The organism is Pseudorhizobium xiangyangii (genome assembly GCF_020531965.1).
Lineage (GTDB): Bacteria > Pseudomonadota > Alphaproteobacteria > Rhizobiales > Rhizobiaceae > Neorhizobium > Neorhizobium xiangyangii.
Genome location: NZ_JAJAWH010000028.1, coordinates 34982 through 55024 on the forward strand (window position 1 = coordinate 34982; position 20043 = coordinate 55024).

Annotated in this window: 19 protein-coding genes; 9 read left to right on the forward strand and 10 right to left on the reverse strand. The window is 61.5% G+C overall.

Features of this window, described 5'->3' with window-relative positions; translation table 11 throughout:
* The first annotated feature begins 19 nt into the window (after positions 1-19).
* From guaB to LH464_RS20455, 3 genes are all read left to right on the forward strand, one after another.
* Positions 20-1513: an IMP dehydrogenase gene (guaB, locus tag LH464_RS20445; protein ID WP_226788260.1), complete on the forward strand. Its 1494-nt coding sequence runs from the start codon at positions 20-22 to the stop codon at positions 1511-1513.
* 134 nt (positions 1514-1647) lie between these two features.
* A complete protein-coding gene (locus LH464_RS20450; protein ID WP_226788261.1) occupies positions 1648-2067 on the forward strand; it encodes an MAPEG family protein in 420 nt (139 codons plus the stop codon).
* Between the two features lie 143 nt (positions 2068-2210).
* A complete protein-coding gene (locus LH464_RS20455) occupies positions 2211-3086 on the forward strand; it encodes a dienelactone hydrolase family protein (protein WP_226788278.1) in 876 nt (291 codons plus the stop codon).
* A gap of 15 nt (positions 3087-3101) precedes the next feature.
* Here LH464_RS20455 and LH464_RS20460 read toward each other — a convergent pair whose 3' ends face one another.
* Positions 3102-4031, reverse strand: a complete 930-nt coding sequence (locus LH464_RS20460) for a hydrogen peroxide-inducible genes activator (protein WP_226788262.1) — start codon at positions 4029-4031, stop codon at positions 3102-3104.
* A 110-nt stretch (positions 4032-4141) separates the two neighbouring features.
* On the opposite strand from LH464_RS20460, the gene LH464_RS20465 reads away from it, so the two are divergent.
* Positions 4142-5638: a catalase gene (locus tag LH464_RS20465; RefSeq protein ID WP_226788263.1), complete on the forward strand. Its 1497-nt coding sequence runs from the start codon at positions 4142-4144 to the stop codon at positions 5636-5638.
* Between the two features lie 70 nt (positions 5639-5708).
* Here the strand turns inward: LH464_RS20465 and LH464_RS20470 are convergent, their stop codons facing one another.
* Entirely contained in the window at positions 5709-6659 is a 951-nt protein-coding gene (locus LH464_RS20470; RefSeq protein ID WP_226788264.1) for a LysR substrate-binding domain-containing protein, read from the reverse strand.
* Between the two features lie 196 nt (positions 6660-6855).
* Between LH464_RS20470 and LH464_RS20475 the strand changes: the two genes are divergently transcribed.
* Complete coding sequence (locus LH464_RS20475) at positions 6856-7152, forward strand: hypothetical protein (protein ID WP_226788265.1); 297 nt, start codon at positions 6856-6858, stop codon at positions 7150-7152.
* A 76-nt stretch (positions 7153-7228) separates the two neighbouring features.
* Here LH464_RS20475 and LH464_RS20480 read toward each other — a convergent pair whose 3' ends face one another.
* The 5 genes from LH464_RS20480 to LH464_RS20500 form a co-directional block, all read right to left on the reverse strand.
* The gene (locus LH464_RS20480) at positions 7229-8089 is read right to left on the reverse strand and encodes a DUF937 domain-containing protein (protein WP_226788266.1); all 861 of its coding nucleotides are present in this window, start codon (positions 8087-8089) and stop codon (positions 7229-7231) included.
* A gap of 71 nt (positions 8090-8160) precedes the next feature.
* Complete coding sequence (locus LH464_RS20485) at positions 8161-9534, reverse strand: glutamate--cysteine ligase (protein WP_226788267.1); 1374 nt, start codon at positions 9532-9534, stop codon at positions 8161-8163.
* A 111-nt stretch (positions 9535-9645) separates the two neighbouring features.
* Positions 9646-10383, reverse strand: coding sequence for a 16S rRNA (uracil(1498)-N(3))-methyltransferase (locus tag LH464_RS20490; protein ID WP_226788268.1), 738 nt, complete (start codon positions 10381-10383; stop codon positions 9646-9648).
* A 10-nt stretch (positions 10384-10393) separates the two neighbouring features.
* Entirely contained in the window at positions 10394-11896 is a 1503-nt protein-coding gene (locus LH464_RS20495; protein ID WP_226788269.1) for an inorganic phosphate transporter, read from the reverse strand.
* A gap of 99 nt (positions 11897-11995) precedes the next feature.
* Entirely contained in the window at positions 11996-12457 is a 462-nt protein-coding gene (locus LH464_RS20500; RefSeq protein ID WP_226788279.1) for an NUDIX hydrolase, read from the reverse strand.
* Positions 12458-12780: 323 nt separating this feature from the next.
* Here LH464_RS20500 and LH464_RS20505 point away from each other — a divergent pair, with 323 nt between their 5' ends.
* Genes LH464_RS20505 through glcF form a run of 3 tightly spaced genes read left to right on the forward strand, consistent with a single transcriptional unit; the run spans position 12781 to position 16720 of the window.
* Positions 12781-14220, forward strand: coding sequence for an FAD-linked oxidase C-terminal domain-containing protein (locus LH464_RS20505; RefSeq protein ID WP_226788270.1), 1440 nt, complete (start codon positions 12781-12783; stop codon positions 14218-14220).
* Positions 14217-15419 (forward strand): FAD-binding protein, encoded by a 1203-nt coding sequence (locus tag LH464_RS20510; protein ID WP_226788271.1) that lies wholly within the window; start codon positions 14217-14219, stop codon positions 15417-15419. Before LH464_RS20505 ends, LH464_RS20510 begins: the two co-directional genes overlap by 4 nt.
* A 2-nt stretch (positions 15420-15421) precedes the next feature.
* The gene (gene glcF / locus LH464_RS20515; protein ID WP_226788272.1) at positions 15422-16720 is read left to right on the forward strand and encodes a glycolate oxidase subunit GlcF; all 1299 of its coding nucleotides are present in this window, start codon (positions 15422-15424) and stop codon (positions 16718-16720) included.
* Between the two features lie 47 nt (positions 16721-16767).
* Here glcF and LH464_RS20520 read toward each other — a convergent pair whose 3' ends face one another.
* The 3 genes from LH464_RS20520 to LH464_RS20530 form a co-directional block, all read right to left on the reverse strand.
* The gene (locus LH464_RS20520) at positions 16768-17436 is read right to left on the reverse strand and encodes an outer membrane protein (protein ID WP_226788273.1); all 669 of its coding nucleotides are present in this window, start codon (positions 17434-17436) and stop codon (positions 16768-16770) included.
* Between the two features lie 169 nt (positions 17437-17605).
* On the reverse strand, positions 17606-18283 hold the full coding sequence (locus LH464_RS20525; RefSeq protein WP_226788274.1) for a L,D-transpeptidase: 678 nt from the start codon (positions 18281-18283) through the stop codon (positions 17606-17608).
* A gap of 128 nt (positions 18284-18411) precedes the next feature.
* Positions 18412-19173: a L,D-transpeptidase gene (locus tag LH464_RS20530; RefSeq protein WP_226788275.1), complete on the reverse strand. Its 762-nt coding sequence runs from the start codon at positions 19171-19173 to the stop codon at positions 18412-18414.
* A gap of 208 nt (positions 19174-19381) precedes the next feature.
* Between LH464_RS20530 and LH464_RS20535 the strand changes: the two genes are divergently transcribed.
* On the forward strand, positions 19382-20011 hold the full coding sequence (locus tag LH464_RS20535; RefSeq protein ID WP_226788276.1) for a DNA-3-methyladenine glycosylase I: 630 nt from the start codon (positions 19382-19384) through the stop codon (positions 20009-20011).
* Positions 20012-20043: the final 32 nt, after the last annotated feature.

Genomic DNA, 20043 nt, shown 5'->3' on the forward strand with positions numbered 1-20043 from the left:
TGACCGAAGGAAATTGGCCATGGCACGCATCGTAATCTCGGCAACCGGCGCGGAAGCGCTAACCTTTGACGATGTCCTTCTTCAGCCGGGGCACTCGGAGATCATGCCGGGGCAGACCAACATCGCCACCCGCATAGCAAGAGACATCGATCTTTCCCTTCCGATCCTGTCCTCGGCCATGGATACCGTCACTGAAAGCCGCCTTGCCATCGCCATGGCGCAGTCCGGCGGCATGGGTGTCATCCACCGCAACCTGACGCCGATCGAGCAGGCCGAAGAAGTCCGCCAGGTCAAGAAATTCGAAAGCGGCATGGTCGTCAACCCGGTCACCATCGGACCGGATTCGACGCTGGCCGAAGCCCTGTCGCTGATGAAGGCGCACGGCATTTCCGGCATTCCTGTCGTCGAGAACGGTGGCCGCCCGGGCCGCCTGGTCGGCATCGTGACCAACCGCGACGTGCGCTTCGCGTCCGATCCGTCGCAGAAGATCTACGAGCTGATGACCCGCGAGAACCTGATCACGGTCAGGGACGGCGTCGACCAGAGCGAAGCCAAGCGCCTCCTGCACTCGCACCGCATCGAAAAGCTGCTGGTGGTCGATAACGAAGGCCGCTGCATCGGTCTCATCACCGTCAAGGACATCGAGAAGTCGCAGCTCAACCCGAATGCCGCCAAGGATGCTCAAGGCCGCCTGCGCGTCGCCGCCGCCATCTCCACAGGTGACGACGGTCGTGAACGCGCTGAGCGCCTGATCGAGGCCGGTGTCGACGTTATCGTCGTCGATACGGCCCACGGTCATAGCCAGAAGGTTCTCGACGCCGTTGCCGAAGTCAAGAAGATGTCGAACGCCATTCGCATCATCGCCGGCAACGTCGCCACCTCGGAAGGCACAAAGGCGCTGATCGATGCCGGCGCCGACTGCATCAAGGTCGGTATTGGTCCGGGCTCGATCTGCACCACGCGCATTGTCGCCGGCGTCGGTGTTCCGCAACTGGCCGCCGTCATGGCCGCCGTCGAGGAAGGCAACAAGCACGACATCCCGGTTATCGCCGACGGTGGTCTGAAATTCTCCGGCGACGTCGCCAAGGCGATTGCCGCCGGCGCATCGGCCGTTATGGTCGGCTCGCTGCTGGCCGGCACGGACGAAAGCCCGGGCGAGGTCTATCTCTACCAGGGTCGTTCCTTCAAGGCTTACCGCGGCATGGGTTCCGTCGGCGCCATGGCCCGCGGCTCGGCTGACCGCTACTTCCAGGCGGAAGTGCGCGATACGCTGAAACTCGTTCCGGAAGGCATCGAAGGCCAGGTCCCATACAAGGGTCCGGTCTCGGCCGTGCTGCACCAGCTGGCCGGCGGCTTGAAGGCTGCCATGGGCTATGTCGGCGGCAAGGACATCAAGGATTTCCAGGAGAAGGCCACTTTCGTGCGCATTTCCGGCGCCGGCCTGCGGGAGAGCCATCCGCACGGCGTCACGATTACCCGCGAAAGCCCGAATTATCCGGGTTCGGGCGGCTAAGCTGGCATCCCTGCACGCTTTCGCGTTTTGACGCTTGAACAAGGCCATGGCGATTGTTTCGCCATGGCCTTGTTGTTTCTGCCGGTCTCGTGGCACATCGATTGCCAGTTGATGTATCTGTTTGGGGAGAGGAAATGACGTTTAGCGAAGCAATGCTCTGGCCGATGGTCGCCCATGCGGCCCTGGTCTTTGGGCTCTACTTTCTTCTGTCCAGCAAGCGGGTCGGCGCCGTCCGGGAAGGCCGGGTGAAGGCGGAGCAGTTCAAGGAAAACCGCGAGGAGCCGCTCGAGAGCCTGCTGGTCCACAACAATCTCAAGAACCAGTTCGAACTGCCTGTCCTGTTTCATGTGGTCTGTATCGTGCTTTACATGACGACGGCCGACAACGTGGTGACGGTCGCTCTGGCGTGGGTGTTCGTGCTGTCGCGCTATCTGCACTCCTACGTTCACCTCACCAGCAACCGCCTTCGTCACCGCCGGCCCATCTGGATCTTCGGATACTTCATTCTGGTGGCCCTGTGGGTCTGGCTGGCTGTCTGGCTCGCCTTGAACTGAGGGTGGCGTCGACCGAAAAACATCACGCAGATGTGTGCCCCGAACAGCGGCCGGATGATCTAGTTTTGGTCGTCCGTTCGTTCGTCCGGCCGCTTGCCGTCGAGCATGGACGTGCCGTCACATCCGATTGGGAGGATCATGTCATGGACAAGCCGACGATCACGCAGGCGATGATAAACGCCTACGACGAGTACACGCATCTCTCGCTCGACCGCCGCGGCTTCATGGAAAAACTGACGGCGCTGGCGGGGTCGGGAGCGGCGGCCGCGGTCATCGCTCCACTTCTCGCCGCAAACGGCGCGATGGCGCAAATCGTCGCGGAGGGTGACGAACGCCTCACCGCCGAGGACGTCACCTATCCCGGTGCCGAGGGCGAGATGAAGGGCTATCTCGTTCGTCCGAAGGACGCTGCCGCAGATTTGCCGGCAGTTATCGTCATTCATGAAAACCGCGGCCTCAATCCCCACACCCGCGACGTTGCACGGCGCATGGCATTGGAAGGGTTTGTGACCCTGGCGCCTGATTTTCTGTCGCCGGTAGGTGGTACCCCTGCCGACGAGGACCAGGCGCGGCAGATGTTTAGTTCGCTTGACGCCAATGCGACCGCCGCCAATGCCGAGGCGGCGCGTGTCTACCTTGCGGGCCTCGACGGAACGAACGGCAAGGTCGGTGCCGTCGGCTTTTGCTGGGGCGGTGGCCTCGTCAATCGCATGGCGACCAAATCTCCGGAACTGAATGCCGGTGTCGCATACTACGGTTCGCAGCCGCCCGCAGAGGATGTCCCCGCCATCAAGGCTCCGCTGATGTTGCATTATGGCGGACTGGACGAGCGCATCAATGCAGGTATTGATGCCTACAAGGCCGCCCTCGACCAAAACGGCAAGACCTACGAAATCCACGTCTACGAAGGCGTCAACCATGCCTTCAACAACGACACATCGGCGGCACGCTATGACAAGGCGGCGGCAGACCTTGCCTGGGGCCGCACGGTAGAGTTCTTCAAGAAAAACCTGTCCTGACGGGGCGTGCAGGGTTCAGAAACCGCCGGCGGCGGCCGGCACGGGCTGCCTCTTGGCAGGGGCGCAACTGGCGACCACTTCGGCCAGCGCGTTCATCTCGTCTTTCCGCCCGCTGGATTTCCGCCAGACCAGGCCGATCTGCCGAGAAGGCGCCGGTTCGGCGAAGGGCACGATCCGAATGTCGTTGCGTGTCGTCTCGGTCGGAATTGCCATCTCGGGAATGAGCGTCATTCCCATGTCGTGGGAGACCATCTGCAGCAAGGTCGTCATTGATGTCGCGCCGAAATTGACGAGGCTGCGCTTGCCGGCCGTGCCGCAGACGGAGAGGGCCTGTTCCCGCAGGCAGTGCCCTTCCTCCAGAAGCAGCAGGCGTTCCGCGTCCACCTGCGTCTCGATGAGCGGAGACATCAGGATGGCCTCGTTATTGTTCGCCATCGCCATGAAGAACCGGTCGGAGAAGAGTGGCAGGGTCTCGATGCCCTCCGCTTCGATGGGAAGTGCTGCAACCACGGTGTCCAGCTTTCCATCCAGCAGATCAACGACCAGTCGGTCGGTGACGGCTTCCTTCAGCTCGAGTTCGATAGACGGGTACCGAGCCCGCAAAACGGGAACAAGCGTCGGTACCAGATAGGGCGCAACCGTGGGAATGATGCCTATCCGAACAAGGCCATCCAGCATGCTGCCCCCGGTGCGGGAGCAATGTTCGAGCTGCTCCACCTGTTCCAGGATGTTGCGCACACGCTCCAGAACCTCTTCGCCCTTGCGGGTCAGCAGGATGCCGGCGCGGCTTCGCTCGACGAGCTTGACGCCGAGGTTATGTTCCATCTCCATGATCTGGGCGGACAGTGCAGGCTGGCTCACGTATACCGATTCAGCTGCCCGGCCGAAATGCTTTTCTTTTGCGAGAGCCTCGAAATAGCGCATTTGCCGCAGTGTCAGCGCCATAATATTTTCCTATCGTTGTTTGAAGGAAATAATATTGGAAACTATGGAACTTGAATGCCAAGGTCAATCGGTGACCTAGAATGGTTCCAGAATTCAAGCAGGAGATAGCTATGACCGATCGTCCGAAGTTGACGACGACCGGAGGGGCACCAGTCCCTTCAAACCAGTATTCGCTGACTGCGGGCTCGCGCGGCCCGATCCTGCTGGAAGACTACCAGCTCATCGAGAAGATGGCGCACCACAACCGCGAGCGTATTCCGGAGCGGATCGTGCATGCCAAGGGCTGGGGCGCATACGGCGACCTGCACATCACGGCCGACCTGTCCAAGTACACGATTGCCAGCTGTCTTCAGCAGGGCAAGGTAACGCCCATGCTGGCACGTTTCTCGACGGTTGCCGGTGAGCAGGGTGCTGCCGACCACGAGCGCGATGTCCGCGGCTTTGCCCTGAAGTTCTACACCGAAGAAGGCAACTGGGATCTCGTCGGCAACAATACGCCGGTCTTCTTTATCCGCGACCCGATGAAGTTCGCCGACTTTATCCACACGCAGAAGCGCCACCCGAAGACCAACCTGCGCTCGGCAACCGCCATGTGGGACTACTGGTCGCTTTCGCCGGAAGCCCTGCACCAGATCACCATCCTGATGTCGGATCGCGGCCTGCCGCAGACCCCGATGAACATGAACGGCTACGGTTCGCACACCTACTCGCTCTGGAACGGCAAGGGCGAGCGCTTCTGGGTCAAGTTCCACTTCAAGACGCAGCAGGGCCACAAGCACTTCACCAACGAAGAAGGCGAATCCGTCATCGGCAAGACCCGCGAGGGCTACCAGGAAGCCTTGTTCGGCGGCATCGACAAGGGCGAGTTCCCGCGCTGGACCGTACAGCTCCAGATCATGCCGGAAATGGATGCGGACAAGACGCCATACGATCCCTTCGACCTTACCAAGGTCTGGCCGCATGCGGATTATCCCTGCATCGACGTTGGCTATTTCGAGCTCAACCGCAACGCCGAGAACTATTTTGCCGAAATCGAGCAGGCAGCCTTCTCGCCGTCAAACAAGGTTCCCGGCATTGGTTATTCGCCGGACCGTGTTCTGCAGGGCCGCCTCTTCGCCTATGCTGATGCACACCGCCACCGGATCGGCACCCACTACGAAGCGCTGCCGGTCAACGCTCCGAAGTGCCCGGTTCATAACTACGTCAAGGATGGCGCGATGAACTTCTTCGGCGGCATCACGTCGGGCAACCCGGACGCCTACTATGAGCCCAACTCGGTTGCTGGTTCTCCGGTCGAAGTGCCTGCAGTCTCCGAGCCGCCGCTGCGTCTTACGGGTGATGCCGACCGCTTCAGCCACCGCATCGGCAATGACGATTACTCGCAGCCGCGTGCGCTCTTCAACCTATTCGATGCGGGACAGAAGGCACGCCTGTTCTCCAACCTCGCCGCCGCCATGGGTGGTGTCCCGGGGCAGATCATCGAGCGTCAGCTCGCGCACTTCAAGCTGATCCACGCGGATTACGAAGGCGGCGTACGCGCAGCTCTCGCGAGCCTGCACGGCTACAAGGCCGATACCATTTCGGCACAGCCGACCGCTGCCGAGTAACATCGGGCCGAGTAACATCGGAACGTGTCACGAAACGAAAACCGGGGCCTCGGCCCCGGTTTTTTATTGTCTACCAGCTGGTGGCCATTTGTGCGCCGCGCAGCTTGAGCGTCCGGCCCATGCCCTTGGGTTCCCCGTCGAGATCGTCCGGGACGACTGCCGGCGAGATGTTATCCAGGCAAGCGGTGATGTGATCGGTGATGGCGTTGAGAAGCGACGGCGAAAGGCCGGGACGCTTCATCAGGCCTATCTGTACCGGTGGCAGGGGCGGGAAGCCATCTGCCGCAGTCAGGACCTTCATGCCCGGCCGCAAGGTCGATTCCGGCAAGACGGAAACCGCCATGCCGGCCAGGACCGCCGCGGCGACGACTGTCGACGACCAGCTAGTAAAGAGGATCTGGTATTCCCGTCCGTCGGCATCGAGCGCCGAACAGGCCAGCTGGCGCCAGAGGCAGTCGCGGCGCCCGACTGCGAGCGGCACAGGCGCATTCTCCCGCAAGGGATGATTGGCCGATGTCACCCAGCAAAGAGGCTCCGTCCGCACCACGTCGGACATGCGCGCCCGCGGGTTGTGGGTCACCAGCGCAATGTCCAGCTCTCCCTTGGCCATCCGCTCGGCAAGGCTCGATGAGTTCTCGCAGACGATGTAGAGTTCCACGTTCGGGTGGGTCTTGGCGAACCGTCCGATGATTTCCGGCATATACCGATCCGCATAATCGTCCGGCGTGCCGATCCTGAGCGTTCCCTCAAGACGATTGTCGTCGAAGGCTGCGATTGCCTCGTTGTTCAGCCGGATGATCCGGCGGGCATAATTGAGAAGCTTCTCGCCCTCGGTCGTCAGCCGGTTTCCGCGACCGTCCTTGGCAAAGAGCTGCTTGCCGATGCGTTCTTCCAGTCTGCGCATCTGCATGGATACGGCGGACTGGGTCTTGAACACCCGATCGGCGGCCTTGGTGAAGCTGCCGGTATCTATAATGGCGAGAAAAGTATGAAGCTGGTCGATATCGAGAGGAGCGGCCATGGCGATGATCCATCAGATTGGCTGATGCCAACCATTAGAAACATTCGTTGGACTGATCAATAGGCCTGTTACATAACGTCACGGTAAATCACTCACACGGGCGATCATTCCCTGCGCCCGCTGACGCTGACCACTCCTCCGCCGGACCTCTGCGGAGGGGGCGGTCGCGCTCGTGCCAACGGAAAGGAACAGGACCATGCGCACGATCCAGACTGTTGAACTCGATCTCGCTCGAGCACCGGCTACGGTTCGCGGCCCTCTCACGGTGATTGCGTATTTTACGAAGTCTTTCTGGCGTGTCCTGCGTAACCGATGGGCTGCCGGTCGGCTGCACGAACTCGATGACCGCCAACTGGACGACATCGGCCTGACCCGGGATGATGTCCTTAAGGCCACTTATGGTTCAGGCGTATTTGACGACCCGGCGGCGCTTCTGTCCGAGACTGCCCGGCTTCGGGCGAAGACCCGCTTCGAGCGTCTCCGGCAAGTCTGATCGATCATTTTTCCCCGCAGGGTGATAGCCAATAACCCTGCTCTTTGCCCGGCCCGGGTTTCCCGGCCGGGCTTTTTTATTTGTCCTTGGACGTTTCCGGCGCCGGGCTCCCTGACGAACGGTTTCCAAGATAGCTGTCGAAGATGGCCTCCATGTTCTTCTGGTAGGTCTTCTGGACCTCGAGGCCGCTGTCGAACATGTTGCTGAAGGCGTCCATATAGGGTTTGGCCGTAGCCGTTTCTGCGGTCTTGCCTGTGGGCAACTGCCCGAATGCGCCCATCATGTTTCGGGCGGCGGCGGCGAACGGATTGTCGTCCACCTCCGCTTTGGCGGATGGCTGCGCAGCTGATTTGTCGAGGCCCCACAGGCTGCGAAGGCTCTGCATGAAGGGATTGTCGAACGGGTCCGGTGTCCTGGCGGTGGATGCCTTCGGCTGCAGTCCGAGACCGTCCAGCCATTGCTTCGCCATCTGGCCCATCGGTGTGGATGCGAAGAAGTCGCTGTCCGGCTGGATCTGGCCCGTCGCCTGCTTGAACAGGCCGCCCATCAGGGTGTCGGCCATGACCGGCATCATCTTCTTGAGAACGTCCTGCCCGACGCCGGTGAGCTGCTCCGCCTGCGCGGCGATGGCACGGGAAACCTCCTTCGAACCGAACAGCTTCTCGAGCACCGCGTTTCCGTCCGCCATTCCTTGCGGTGTGAAGGCCCGGCCGAGATCCTCAAAATACTTCGCATAGGTGCCGGACATCATCGTGTTCATCAGCGCGGTGAAGTCGTATGGGTTGGTGGTGCTGCGCTTGAGCCCGGATGAAAAGGCGGGCATCAGTGCCGCCATGGCCTGCGCCGCCTGCTCCTGGGCAAGGTTGAACTGCTTGGCCATGGCATCCATGGCCGCACCGTTCTGTGCCTTCAGCATCATGTCGAACAACGGCAGCATGGCACATCCTTTCCGGTTGGCTATAAGCCAATATATCCGGAAAGTTAGCGACGGAAACCGGTATTTCGGTCCTAGTACTGGTACTCGTCGAAAGCGGGCTCGACCGACTGGTTCCAGCGCCCGTTGTAGAGCATCAGCAGATCTTCCGCGAGCGTCGCCTTCTTGGCGATGATTTCTTCGAGCGAGGCTAGAAAGACTGTCTCGTCCTGGCCTTCTTCGTTCAGGCGGTTACGCGCCTTGAGGCCGGCAGAGGAGATCGCCAGGATATCCCGGGTCACGTCAAGCAGCGGCCGGCCGGCGATCTCGGTCTTCAGCCCGGCTGCGGGAACGGCGTTCCTCAGTCCAAGCACGTCGTCGTAGGACCACTGCGCCGTCAATTCTTCCGCTGCGGCAAGCGCTCCCTCGTCATAGAGCAGCCCGACCCAGAAGGCGGGCAGGGCGCAGATGCGCCGCCATGGGCCGCCATCGGCGCCGCGCATCTCCAGGAAGCGCTTCAACCGGACGTCGGGGAACAGCGTCGAGAGATGGTTTGTCCAGTCGCCCATCGTGGGTTCCCAGTCCGCGATCTCGCCCTTGAGAGCGCCGTTCATGAACTGGCGGAAGGTGACGTGGGTGCAGTCGTGATACTTGCCGTCACGCACGACGAAGTACATGGGCACGTCGAGCGCCCATTCGACATAGTCATGGAAGCCGAAATCCTGGCGGAATACGAAGGGAAGCAGGCCCGAGCGCTGGTTGTCCGTATCGCGCCAGATATCGCCGCGCCAGGACAGCAGTCCGTTAGGCCGGCCTTCTGTAAACGGCGACGAGGCGAACAATGCGGTCGCCACGGGCTGCAGCTTCATCGAAAGCCGCATCTTGCGGGCCATGTCGGTTTCCGAGGAGAAATCGAGGTTCACCTGGATCGTGCAGGTGCGGTACATCATGTCGAGGCCATGCGCGCCGACCTTCGGCATGTATCGCGTCATGATCTCGTAGCGAGACTTCGGCATGCGGGGTGTTTCGGCAAGGCTCCACTTCGGGCTGCCGCCGATGCCGAGGAAGCGGATGCCCATCGGCTCGGCAACCTCGCGCAGGACCTCGAGATGCCGGTTCGATTCACGGCAAGTCTCGTGGATGGTTTCGAGAGGTGCTCCCGAGAGCTCGAACTGGCCGCCGGGCTCGATCGAGATGGCGCCCATGCCCGTGGGTTCGGCCAGCCCGATGATATGCTCGCGGTCCAGGATGGGTTCCCAGCCAAGCTTGGCCTCCATGCCCTTCAGCAGAGCGGAGATGCTGGCGTCGCCAAAGTAGGGCACCGGGCTATGATCGGCGCGGAAGAAGGCAAACTTTTCGTGCTCTGTTCCGAGGCGGAATTGCTCTTTCGGACGTGCACCGCTTGCAAGGTAGTCTGAAAGCTCGGACACCGAAGTCAGCGGTGTCTGGTCGGTGGTGTCACGTGCCATGAAAACTACCTTGTAGGACGGACAGAACTGTCGCGTCCGGCTGCTTGAACCGGAATGATGTGCGGTGCAAGTGAATTTCTTTCAAGATGCTTTCAGAAAATCAAGACCTCGTCAGCGCCAGTCGCCGATGCTTGCCTGTATCACCGCAAGGGCTGCAACGGCAGCCGTATCCGCTCTGAGGATGCGGGGGCCGAGCGGAATCGGCGTCACAAAGTCGCGGCTGCGCAACAGGTTTCGCTCCTCCTCCGAAAATCCACCCTCCGGACCGATAAGCAGGGCAAACTGTCTCTCGGTGATGCGGGACAGGATCGGCAAGGGGTTCTTGTTCTCGTCGCCCTCGTCGCAGAAGATGATGCGTCGCTCGCGCGGCCAGGATTCCAAAAGATCCTTGAGCTTTCTCGGTGTCGCTACCTGCGGGATCGAAAGGATGCCGCATTGCTCGGCGGCTTCGATGGCGTTCGCCTGCAGGCGGTCGATATTGGTAATCTTGCCCTGGACGTGCTGGGTCATGACCGGCTGCAGGACACCTGCCCCCATTTCGACGGCCTTCTGCACGATGTAGTCCAGGCGCCCGATCTTGAGCGGGGCGAAGAGATAGTGGAGATCCGGCGCCTCCGGCTGTGATCGCGTCTGTTCCACCAAGGCCAGCTGAAGCCGCTTCTTGCTGGCAAAGGTCAGCCGCGCCTTCCACTCGCCATCCCGTCCGTTGAAGACCAGGACCTCCGCATTTTCCGCCAGGCGCAGCACGTTGACGAGATAGTTGAACTGCTCGGGCGTGGCTTCCACCACCGCCTCGTGGGCAAGAGGTGCGTCGAGGAAAAGGCGCTGCATCCGGAAATTGGCACGCATTGTGAGATCCTTACCGGAAAATGGCGAACAGGATGGTCGCGAAGATGGCGGCGAGCGTCGCCGCGACGGGAAGCGTTATCATCCAGGCGGCGATGATGCTCATGAAGTGCGATCTGCGCACGAGACGGCGTCGGTTCAGCTCGTTGTCGTTGCGTTCGGCAGGTTCATCGATGTCGAACTTCGCGGATTGAGCGCGAATGTATTCCAGCCGCCGGCGGGAGTTGCGCGTGTACCATTCCCGGAAGAAGCCGACGCCGAAGACCGCACCGACGGCGATGTGCGTCGAGGATACCGGCATGCCGACCCACGACGCGACGATGACCGTGAGCGCCGTCGATAGCGACACGCAATAGGCACGCATCGGGTTGAGCCTGGTGATCTCGGCACCGACCAGCTTCACGAGCCTGGGTCCGAAGAGAAGCAGGCCGAGCGAGATGCCTAAGCCCCCGATCACAAGTTCCCAGAATGGGATCTCGACATTGCCGCTGGCTTGCGACTGGACCGTGGAGACAATTGCCGCGAGCGGGCCGATGGCATTGGATACGTCGTTGGCGCCATGCGCGAAGGAAAGAAGTGCGGCAGCAAAGACCAGGGGGATGCGGAACAGCTTGCGCAGCGACTGGTTACGGTTTTCCAGTCCCTCGGCCTGCCGCCGGATCACCGGAATGAGCGCTCTCCACGCAACAACGCCGCAGACGAGGCCGAGCCCGGTGGCGGTTGGCACGGAAACCTCGACCAGAAGCCCAAGGCCGATGAGGGCAAGATAGGAGGTGAAAGTGCCGGCCATAATTCCGATCAGGACCGGTACCCATCGTCGGGCGGCCTCGATCTTGTTTTCGCGATAGATGATCAGTTCCTTCAGGAGATAAAGGAAACCCGCCGCGATCAGAGCCCCGAGCAGCGGCGACATGACCCAGCTGGCGGTGATACTGCCGATCGTAGCCCAGTTGACGGCGTCGAGCCCTGCAGCGGCAATGCTCGCACCCATGACGCCACCGACGATGGAATGCGTCGTCGAGATTGGTGCGCCGAGCCAGGTGGCGACATTGATCAGGACCGCGGCCGAAAGCAGGGCGGCCATCATCGCCCAAATGAGCGTCGAAGGATCCCCGATGGCACTGCTGTGCATGATGTCGTTGGCAATGGTGTCGGCAACGCCCCGTCCGGCGATGACCGCACCGGCAACCTCGAAAACGGCCGCCAGCGCCAGGCCGAAGCCCATCGTCATGGCGCGTGCGCCGACCGCCGCACCGATGTTGTTGGTGACGTCGTTGGCGCCGATGTTCATGGCCATGTAGGCTGCCAGCGCAGCAGCGCCGATCACCACCAGCGAGCCGGGTTGTCCGCTCGCATAGGCGCTGGCGAAGAGCGCTACGACGATCAGGAACAGCAGGCCTGTTCCTGGCGCCGCGAGCCGCCGCGACATCTGACGCGCGGCTTCCTCTACAGAAGAGAACTTCTCGAGATCTTTGTCGAGCGTCGGCTTGGTGAGCCGCGACCTGCGTGTCCCCATCTTTGATTTCCTGGGAGGCGGCGACCATTCGTCTGGTCGGTGGTTCGTTTCATTGCAGTAATCTTAATGGCGACTGAAAACAACCATTCGGGCTGTACGTCAGCCGATTGCCTTGGTTTGCGCTGATGCCGGCACCTGCATCAGCTCGGCTACCCGGTGGAACAGGGCCTTCAATTCCGGCTCGTTCACCCGTTCGGCAGCTTCCGCTGGCGAAACCCATTCCAGCCGGCGGCTGCCCTTTTCAGGAAAGTCCTTCAACATCTCCTGAACCTCGAGCAGATGGACCTGCACCTGCACCGGAATCTTGAAGCCGTTCGAAAGGGTCTTGCGATAGTGGTAGAAGCCGAAAAGGTCCTTCTCGGCCTTCCCCTTCACGCCCGCTTCCTCATAGGCTTCCCGTTCTGCAACGGCGTGCGCTTTCTTGCCCGCCATGGGCCAACCTTTGGGTATGACCCATCTGCCCGTATCGCGGCTTGTCAGCAACAGGACCTCGTAGACGCCCTTCTTCTTCACGCGATAACAGATAGCGGCGTACTGTTGCTTCGGCGGGCGCCTCATCATCAGGCCGATTTCTGTCATAAGGCGTGCGAGAAGGCTCAATCTGGGGACGTCCTTTCTTTCGGGCGCTTCAGGTGGCCATGCGGTGATCGCGCCATCCGGAAGCATAAAAAGCGATTCGAATTATTTGGTCCTTCAAATATAATATGCTTATCGCGCGTTTGCAGGGAGCTCGCCGCTTAAGTCACCGAAAAGATGCGGTTGAGGCCCTTTTTCATTTCAGTGGGCGCGAAACCAAGCGCATGGTCTCAGGCTTGCGACCATGCTAAGCGCGGTAGACGAAATTCAGTGAGCCAGCGATGGCGCAAGGTCCGGGAGGCGTAACCGTGTCCGAAGCGATAAAGTTTCTGGAACCGCGTAAAAATGTGATGTCACGGCGTCGCGCAATCATCGAGGATCTGGCGGATTTGCTGCCGCCGGAGTGTCTCGTGCATGAGCCGCGCGAACTGGTGCCGTTCGAGACCGATGCCTTTGTCGCCTACCGCCGACTGCCGCTGGCCGTGGCGCTGCCGAAGACGACGGAGCAGGTGGCGGCCGTGATGAAGTACTGTCATCGCTACGGTGTTCCGGTGGTCCCGCGTGGCGCGGGCACATCGCTCTCCGGGGGAGCAATTCCCCAGGAGGATGCGGTTGTCCTCGGGCTTTCGAAAATGTCGCGCATCCTCGATGTGGACCCTGCCAACCGCACGGCGACGGTGCAGGCGGGCGTCACAAACCTTAGCATTTCGGATGCGGTCAGCCCTGAGGGCTTCTTTTACGCGCCCGATCCCAGCTCGCAGCTTGCCTGCACCATCGGCGGCAATATCGGGATGAATTCCGGCGGCGCGCACTGCCTGAAGTACGGCGTGACGACCAACAACCTTCTCGGCGTGAAGATGGTGCTGGTGGACGGCACGGTCATCGACCTCGGCGGCAAGCACCTGGACGCGGCAGGATACGACCTGCTCGGCCTCGTTTGCGGCTCGGAAGGCCAGCTCGGCATCGTGACGGAAGCGACCGTGCGCCTGATCGCCAAGCCGGAAGGCGCGCGCCCGGTGCTCTTCGGCTTTGACACCTCCGAACAGGCGGGTGCCTGCGTGGCCGACGTTATCGGCTCCGGCATCATTCCCGTCGCGATAGAATTCATGGACAAGCCGGCAATCGAGATCTGCGAGGCCTTCGCGCATGCGGGCTATCCGCTGGATGTCGGCGCGCTGCTGATCATCGAGGTTGAAGGCTCGGAAGCGGAAATGGACGCGATGCTGAAAAGCATCGTCGAAATTGCCAACCGCCACGACGTGAAGACAGTGCGCGAAAGCCAGAGCGCAACGGAAGCAGCCCTTATCTGGAAGGGCCGGAAATCGGCCTTCGGTGCCACGGGCCGGATCGCCGACTACATCTGCATGGATGGCACCGTGCCGCTCGGCAAGCTCTCCTACGTGCTGGAGAAGACGTCCGAGATCGTTGAGCGGTTCGGGCTTCGGGTCGCCAATGTTTTCCATGCCGGCGACGGCAACATGCATCCGTTGATCCTGTTCAATGCCAATGATCCGGAGGACGCCGCGCGCGCCGAGGAAGCGGGCAACGAGATCCTGAAGCTCTGTGTCGATGTTGGCGGCTGCCTGACCGGGGAACATGGCGTGGGCATCGAGAAGCGCGATCTGATGCGGCACCAGTATTCGGATACCGACCTGAACCAGCAGATGGCCGTGCGTGCGGCGTTCGATGCGGACTGGCTACTCAATCCGTCGAAGGTCTTCCCGATCGAGGGGCGCCCGGCAGCATGACATTGATCCCCAATACAGAAACGGATGCGGCCTACGTGATCCGCAATGCTGCGGCGCAAGGCACGACTTTGGCTGTCTGCGGCGGCGATACCCGCAGCGGATTTGGCAACGCCGTTGCGTTCGAGGACGTCCTGAGTTCTCGTGGGCTGTCCGGCATTGTCGACTACGATCCGGCCGAAATGGTGATGACGGTCAAGACCGGCACGCCGGTCACGGAAGTAGAGGCTGCACTTGCCGCCAACCGCCAGATGATGGCATTCGAGCCGATGGACCACCGTGGCATCATGGGTACGACGGGTGAACCGACCATCGGTGGTGTCTTCGCCGCCAATGCATCCGGCCCCCGGCGTTTCGTTGCCGGCGCCGCCCGCGACAGCCTGCTCGGGATCCGTTTCGTCAACGGCCGCGGCGAAATCATTCGTGCCGGCGGGCGCGTGATGAAGAACGTCACCGGTCTGGACCTCGTCAAGCTGCTGGCCGGCTCGCACGGCACACTGGGCTTTCTGACGGAAGTGACGTTTCGCGTCCTGCCGGTACCCGAGACGGCGGAGACCATCGTCATCTCCAATCTGGACGATGCGGCGGCAGCAAGGGCAATGGCGGTTTCGATGGCGCTGTCTGTCGAGGTGTCCGGAGCAGCTCATCTGCCGCAGACCGTTCGCAGCCGTTTCCTGGGCGGGCAACTGCCGGAGGGTGAGGCGACCGTGCTACGCCTCGAAGGGTTGAAAGCCTCGGTCGCCGTGCGCTCCGAAAAGCTGACGTCGGAAATGTCGCGGTTCGGACCGGTCTCGCGGTTGGGTCCTGACGACAGCAGGCGGCTGTGGCAGGAAGTCCGGGACGTTACACCTTATGCCGGGATGCCGAAAAAGCCGCTCTGGCGCGTCTCGATCGCTCCGTCCGCTGGCCACCAGCTGGTGGCGGCGCTCAGGCTGGAAGCCGGCATCGATGCCTTTTACGACTGGCAGGGCGGGTTGGTCTGGATGCAGATGGAGGCAGATCCTGAGGCGGAATTGCTGCGCCGCTACGTTCGCGGTCTTGGCGGCGGGCACGCAACGCTGGTCCGTGCCCCCGAGAGGCTGAGGCTGGCGACGCCGGCATTCGAGCCACAGGGCGATGCCGTCGCGGCCCTCTCAGCCCGGATCAAGCTGAAGCTCGATCCGGCTGGCATATTCAGTCCCGGGAAAATGGCGGGAGTATAGACTTGCAGACCAATTTCACAGCAGAACAGCTCGCTGACCCGCATGTGGCGGAATCTGAAAAGATCCTGCGCCGCTGCGTCCATTGCGGTTTCTGCACCGCGACCTGTCCTACCTATGTGACATTAGGCAACGAGCTCGACAGCCCGCGCGGTCGCATCTATCTCATCAAGGACATGCTGGAGAATGGTCGCCCGGCGGATGCCGAGGTGGTAACCCATATCGACCGCTGTCTGTCCTGCCTTGCCTGCGTGACCACCTGTCCGTCAGGCGTGGATTACATGCATCTCGTGGACCATGCCCGCGTCCACATCGAAAAGACCTACAAACGCCCGCTGATGGATCGCCTTATCCGGCAGTTGCTGGCGACAATACTCCCCTATCCGAAGCGATTTCGCGCCGCCTTGCTGTTGGCGAAGGTCGGCCGGCCATTCGCGCCTCTGCTGAAGGGATTTCCGGCGCTCAAGCCGGTTGCGGCAATGCTCGATCTTGCGCCAAAAGGCAGGATCAAGGCGTATGATCCCAACCATGTTCACCCCCGTCCGCCAGAGGCGAAGCGTCGGGGCCGCGTCGCCATTCTTTCCGGCTGCGCCCAGCCGGTGCTCGATCCCGGCATCAACGAGGCTGCCATCCGGTTGCTGACCCGCCTCGGCGTGGAAGTCGTCCTTCCCGAAGGGGAGGGCTGCTGCGGAGCGCTTGTCCACCACATGGGCAAGGAAGATCCGGCTCTCGATTTCGCCCGCCGCAATGTAAACGTCTGGACCCGCGAGATCGAGAACGGCGGTATCGATGCAATCATCATCACCGCTTCCGGCTGTGGAACCACGATCAAGGATTATGGCCACATGTTGCGGCTTGATCCGGCCTATGCGGACAAGGCTGCGCGGGTCTCCGCTCTGGCGAAGGATATCACCGAGTATCTCGTTACACTGGAATTGCCGACCGCAGAGGCTAAGGGCCTGACCGTGGCCTATCACTCGGCCTGTTCGATGCAGCACGGCCAGAAGATCACCATGGCGCCAAAAACCCTGCTAAAGAATGCGGGCTTCGCGGTCCGTGACCCGGCGGAGGGCCACCTCTGTTGCGGTTCCGCAGGCACCTACAACATCATGCAGCCGGAGATTTCGGCGCAGCTGAAGGTCCGCAAGGTGAAGAACATCGAGGCGACGCGCCCGGATGTCATCGCCACCGGAAACATCGGTTGCATGACGCAGATCGGAACCGGAACGTCTATCCCGATCGTCCACACCGTCGAGCTGCTGGATTGGGCCTACGGCGGCCCGAAGCCCGAAAACGTGGCATAAAAAAAGCCGGCCCTTGAGGCCGGCTTTTCATCAAAATGCTTGTCGTCTCAGAACTTGAACGAGACACCGATATTCACCGCATTGGTGAAGATCTCGGTCTTCAGAGAGTCGCCGCTGTCGATATCGACGTCGACGAACGAGTAGTTGCCCTTGTATTCCACGAAGGCTGCCCAGCGGTCGGTGATGTCGAACTTGACGCCGGCCTGCGCCTGCAGGGTTGCACCACCGAGCTGGTACTCGGAGGTCGTGCCGCTTGGCCGGGTCACCTCGATGTGCGGCACGTTGATGCCGACACCGGCGCCGACGTAAGGCGTGAAGCGGCTGTTTTCGATCGGAAAGCGATAGAGCGCGTTGACCGTCAGCAGGTTGATGCCGTCGGTCATCTCGAAATGTTCCCAGCCCGCCTTGGTCAGGGTCTCGTCGTCGGCGTAGACCTTGGCGTGGCTGAAGTCGAGCGAGATGCCGAGGTTCTCGAGCTGACCGCCTTCAAACCAGTAGGTTCCGCGAACACCCCAATAGAGCGGCATGGCGAAGGACTTGCCTTCCCAGCCGGCGTTGAAGTCGGTTCCGTCGGACACTTCGACATCGCTGTGCGGCGCGCTCTGGTAGCCACCGTAAGTGGACAACTCCCATTCGCCGGCCATGGAAGGGGCCGCGAAAATGAGCGAAGCCCCTAGAACTGCGGGAGCTGCGAAAAGATAAGTCAATGTGCGCATGAGACAGCCTGAGAATCAGAGAGGAGCTCGAAATGTGGCGGCAATGTAGCCATGGTTTAGGCCGGCGTCTGTGTCATTATTGCATCACTCGAGCCACAAGGTACGGCCGTTATGGTTAATACATCCTTAACTGGCGGGAGCATTACCCACCGCCAGTCTGATACATGCGTCAGCCGCCGAAAATGGTACGGAAAATGTCGACGCCACGGTCCTTGAAGGCAACATCGCCGTGCTTGTTGCCAGGCCCGATGACGACCACCTTCGTCCCGATCGACGCACGCTCGTAGAGGTGCTCCACATCCTTGTTCATCATGCGGATGCAGCCGGAGGACAGGTTGAGGCCGATTGACCAGGGCTGGTTGGTTCCGTGAATGCGGAAGATCGTGTCGCGGCCACCCTTGTAGAGATACATGGCTCGGGCGCCGAGCGGATTGTCCGGGCCGCCCTTCTGCACGACCGGAAGCGTGATGCCGCGCCGCGCTTCGCGGGCGCGCATTTCCGCCGGCGGCGTCCATGTCGGCCACTCGGCCTTGCGACCGACGTTGACCACGCCCGACCAACCGAACCCTTCGCGACCGACGCCGATCCCGTAGCGGGTCGCGCGGTTCTTGCCCTCGACGTAGTAGAGGAACTTGTTGTTGGTATCGACAATGACCGTGCCGGGCGCCTCCGTGGTCGAGAAACGCACCACGCGGCGCTTGAACTTCTCAGCTACGGGCTTGTTGCGCACCGATGGCGCCACGTCGCTTGCCGTCGTTTGCGGTTGCCGCGACTGCGCTGTCGCTTGCCCCGCCGTCAGCGCGATTGCCATACCCATGATGGCGATCAACAATTTACCCGATTTCATCCAGCCCCCCTTTGGCCGTTTCACGAAAAGCGAGACAAAATGTCTCGGTTGGTCGCTCACGGCAAGGTCAGTCAAGGCGAATATCGGCTTCCGGACGACCATAACCGTCCGACATCGTGGCTATCCGGTCACATGACGATGACTTTGGTCCCGACGTTCGCCCGCTCGTAGAGATCGACGACGTCTTCATTGCGCATGCGGATGCATCCTGAGGACACGGCGCTGCCGATCGTCCAGGGCGCGTTGGTGCCGTGGATACGGTAAAGGGTGGAACCGAGATAGAGCGCGCGCGCGCCGAGCGGGTTCTCCGGTCCGCCGTCCATGCTGGCCGGCAGGTAATGCCCCTTGGCAGCTTCTCGGGCGATCATCTCCTTCGGCGGAACCCAGCGCGGCCATTCCGCCTTGCGGGTAACCTTGTGCGCGCCCGCCCATTCGAAGCCGGGCTTGCCAACGCCGACGCCATAGCGTCGCGCCTCGCCATTGCCCTCGACCAGATAGAGGAAGCGGTTGTTCGTATCGATGACGATTGTGCCTGGCGCGTGCTTTGTGTCGAACGCAACCATCTGCGGCAGGAACTGTGGCTCGATCTGGCTGCGGATCGCGCGGTTCGGTCGAAGGGCGACCGGCTGGGCCTCGCCGCGTCGAACGTTTTTCTGCCGACGCTGCACCTCGTGGGGCGCTTGCTTGTGGTATTGGGCGCGGGGTTTCTGCGGGCGGGCAGGGTAGACGGTCGGGCGCACGCCGGCGCCGCCAAGCTGCATGATCCACGGTGCCGTCAGGTCCGGGCTGACGATGATCGGGGGCCTTTCACGATAGCGGTCGTTGGCTGTCGCGGTCGTTGCCAGCATCGGAATGAGGCCGAGGGCCAGCACAAGCATCTTGTTCATCATCGGGTCTACTCGCTACACATGGACCGAAGGAGCGTATGTCTGGCTCCGTTGCAGATCACGCTGCCGATGGAGAACGACAGAACGGTAAACGGGTGGCGATTCAAATCTTCTTTTGCTTATAAACCTTTAGGCAGGGTTACCCACTGGTTTGGGAAAATGGTTGATCGACCTTAAATGCGTCGTTCACCGCGTTAACGGACGGACTGGAATGGAAAAGACTGGGATCATCGTCGGTGACGACGGCAAGGGCCGCTGCTCTTGGCATGGCGGATTGGAAGACTACCGCCGCTACCACGACGAGGAGTGGGGGCGCCCGGTCGTCGACGACATCCGGCTGTTCGAGAAGATCTGCCTCGAAGGCTTCCAGTCCGGCCTGTCCTGGCTGACGATCCTGCGCAAGCGCGAGAATTTCCGCGCTGCCTTCGCCGGCTTCGATTTTCACAAGGTCGCGGAGTTCGGCGAGGATGACATAGAGCGTCTTGTTGCCGATGCCGGCATCATTCGTCACCGCGGCAAGATCGTCTCGACCATCAACAATGCCCGGCGAGCCATCGAACTGCGGGACGAATTCGGAACGCTTGGCACCTTCTTCTGGCGCTTCGAACCGCCAGCGGGGGAGCGGCCCGACGTGATGGATCTCGATACGCTGCGCGCCAATCCGACGACGCCGACCTCCATCCGTCTGTCGAAGGACCTGAAAAAGCGTGGCTGGACCTTCGTCGGGCCGACCACCGTCTACGCCTTCATGCAGGCCATGGGGCTGGTCAACGATCATCTGCCCGGCTGCTTTTGCCAGCCCGAAGTCGATCGGCTGCGCGCGTCGTTCAGCCGCCCGTGATATCGGCAAGCACGTCGGCCAGCTGGCCGACG

Bases quoted from the DNA above. Each gene is read 5' to 3' on its own strand.
- guaB (WP_226788260.1), top strand. From the start codon at position 20: ATGGCACGCATCGTAATCTCGGCAACCGGCGCGGAAGCGCTAACCTTT.
- LH464_RS20450 (WP_226788261.1), top strand. From the start codon at position 1,648: ATGACGTTTAGCGAAGCAATGCTCTGGCCGATGGTCGCCCATGCGGCC.
- LH464_RS20455 (WP_226788278.1), top strand. From the start codon at position 2,211: ATGGACAAGCCGACGATCACGCAGGCGATGATAAACGCCTACGACGAG.
- LH464_RS20460 (WP_226788262.1), bottom strand. From the start codon at position 4,031: ATGGCGCTGACACTGCGGCAAATGCGCTATTTCGAGGCTCTCGCAAAA.
- LH464_RS20465 (WP_226788263.1), top strand. From the start codon at position 4,142: ATGACCGATCGTCCGAAGTTGACGACGACCGGAGGGGCACCAGTCCCT.
- LH464_RS20470 (WP_226788264.1), bottom strand. From the start codon at position 6,659: ATGGCCGCTCCTCTCGATATCGACCAGCTTCATACTTTTCTCGCCATT.
- LH464_RS20475 (WP_226788265.1), top strand. From the start codon at position 6,856: ATGCGCACGATCCAGACTGTTGAACTCGATCTCGCTCGAGCACCGGCT.
- LH464_RS20480 (WP_226788266.1), bottom strand. From the start codon at position 8,089: ATGCTGCCGTTGTTCGACATGATGCTGAAGGCACAGAACGGTGCGGCC.
- LH464_RS20485 (WP_226788267.1), bottom strand. From the start codon at position 9,534: ATGGCACGTGACACCACCGACCAGACACCGCTGACTTCGGTGTCCGAG.
- LH464_RS20490 (WP_226788268.1), bottom strand. From the start codon at position 10,383: ATGCGTGCCAATTTCCGGATGCAGCGCCTTTTCCTCGACGCACCTCTT.
- LH464_RS20495 (WP_226788269.1), bottom strand. From the start codon at position 11,896: ATGGGGACACGCAGGTCGCGGCTCACCAAGCCGACGCTCGACAAAGAT.
- LH464_RS20500 (WP_226788279.1), bottom strand. From the start codon at position 12,457: ATGATGAGGCGCCCGCCGAAGCAACAGTACGCCGCTATCTGTTATCGC.
- LH464_RS20510 (WP_226788271.1), top strand. From the start codon at position 14,217: ATGACATTGATCCCCAATACAGAAACGGATGCGGCCTACGTGATCCGC.
- LH464_RS20520 (WP_226788273.1), bottom strand. From the start codon at position 17,436: ATGCGCACATTGACTTATCTTTTCGCAGCTCCCGCAGTTCTAGGGGCT.
- LH464_RS20525 (WP_226788274.1), bottom strand. From the start codon at position 18,283: ATGAAATCGGGTAAATTGTTGATCGCCATCATGGGTATGGCAATCGCG.
- LH464_RS20530 (WP_226788275.1), bottom strand. From the start codon at position 19,173: ATGATGAACAAGATGCTTGTGCTGGCCCTCGGCCTCATTCCGATGCTG.
- LH464_RS20535 (WP_226788276.1), top strand. From the start codon at position 19,382: ATGGAAAAGACTGGGATCATCGTCGGTGACGACGGCAAGGGCCGCTGC.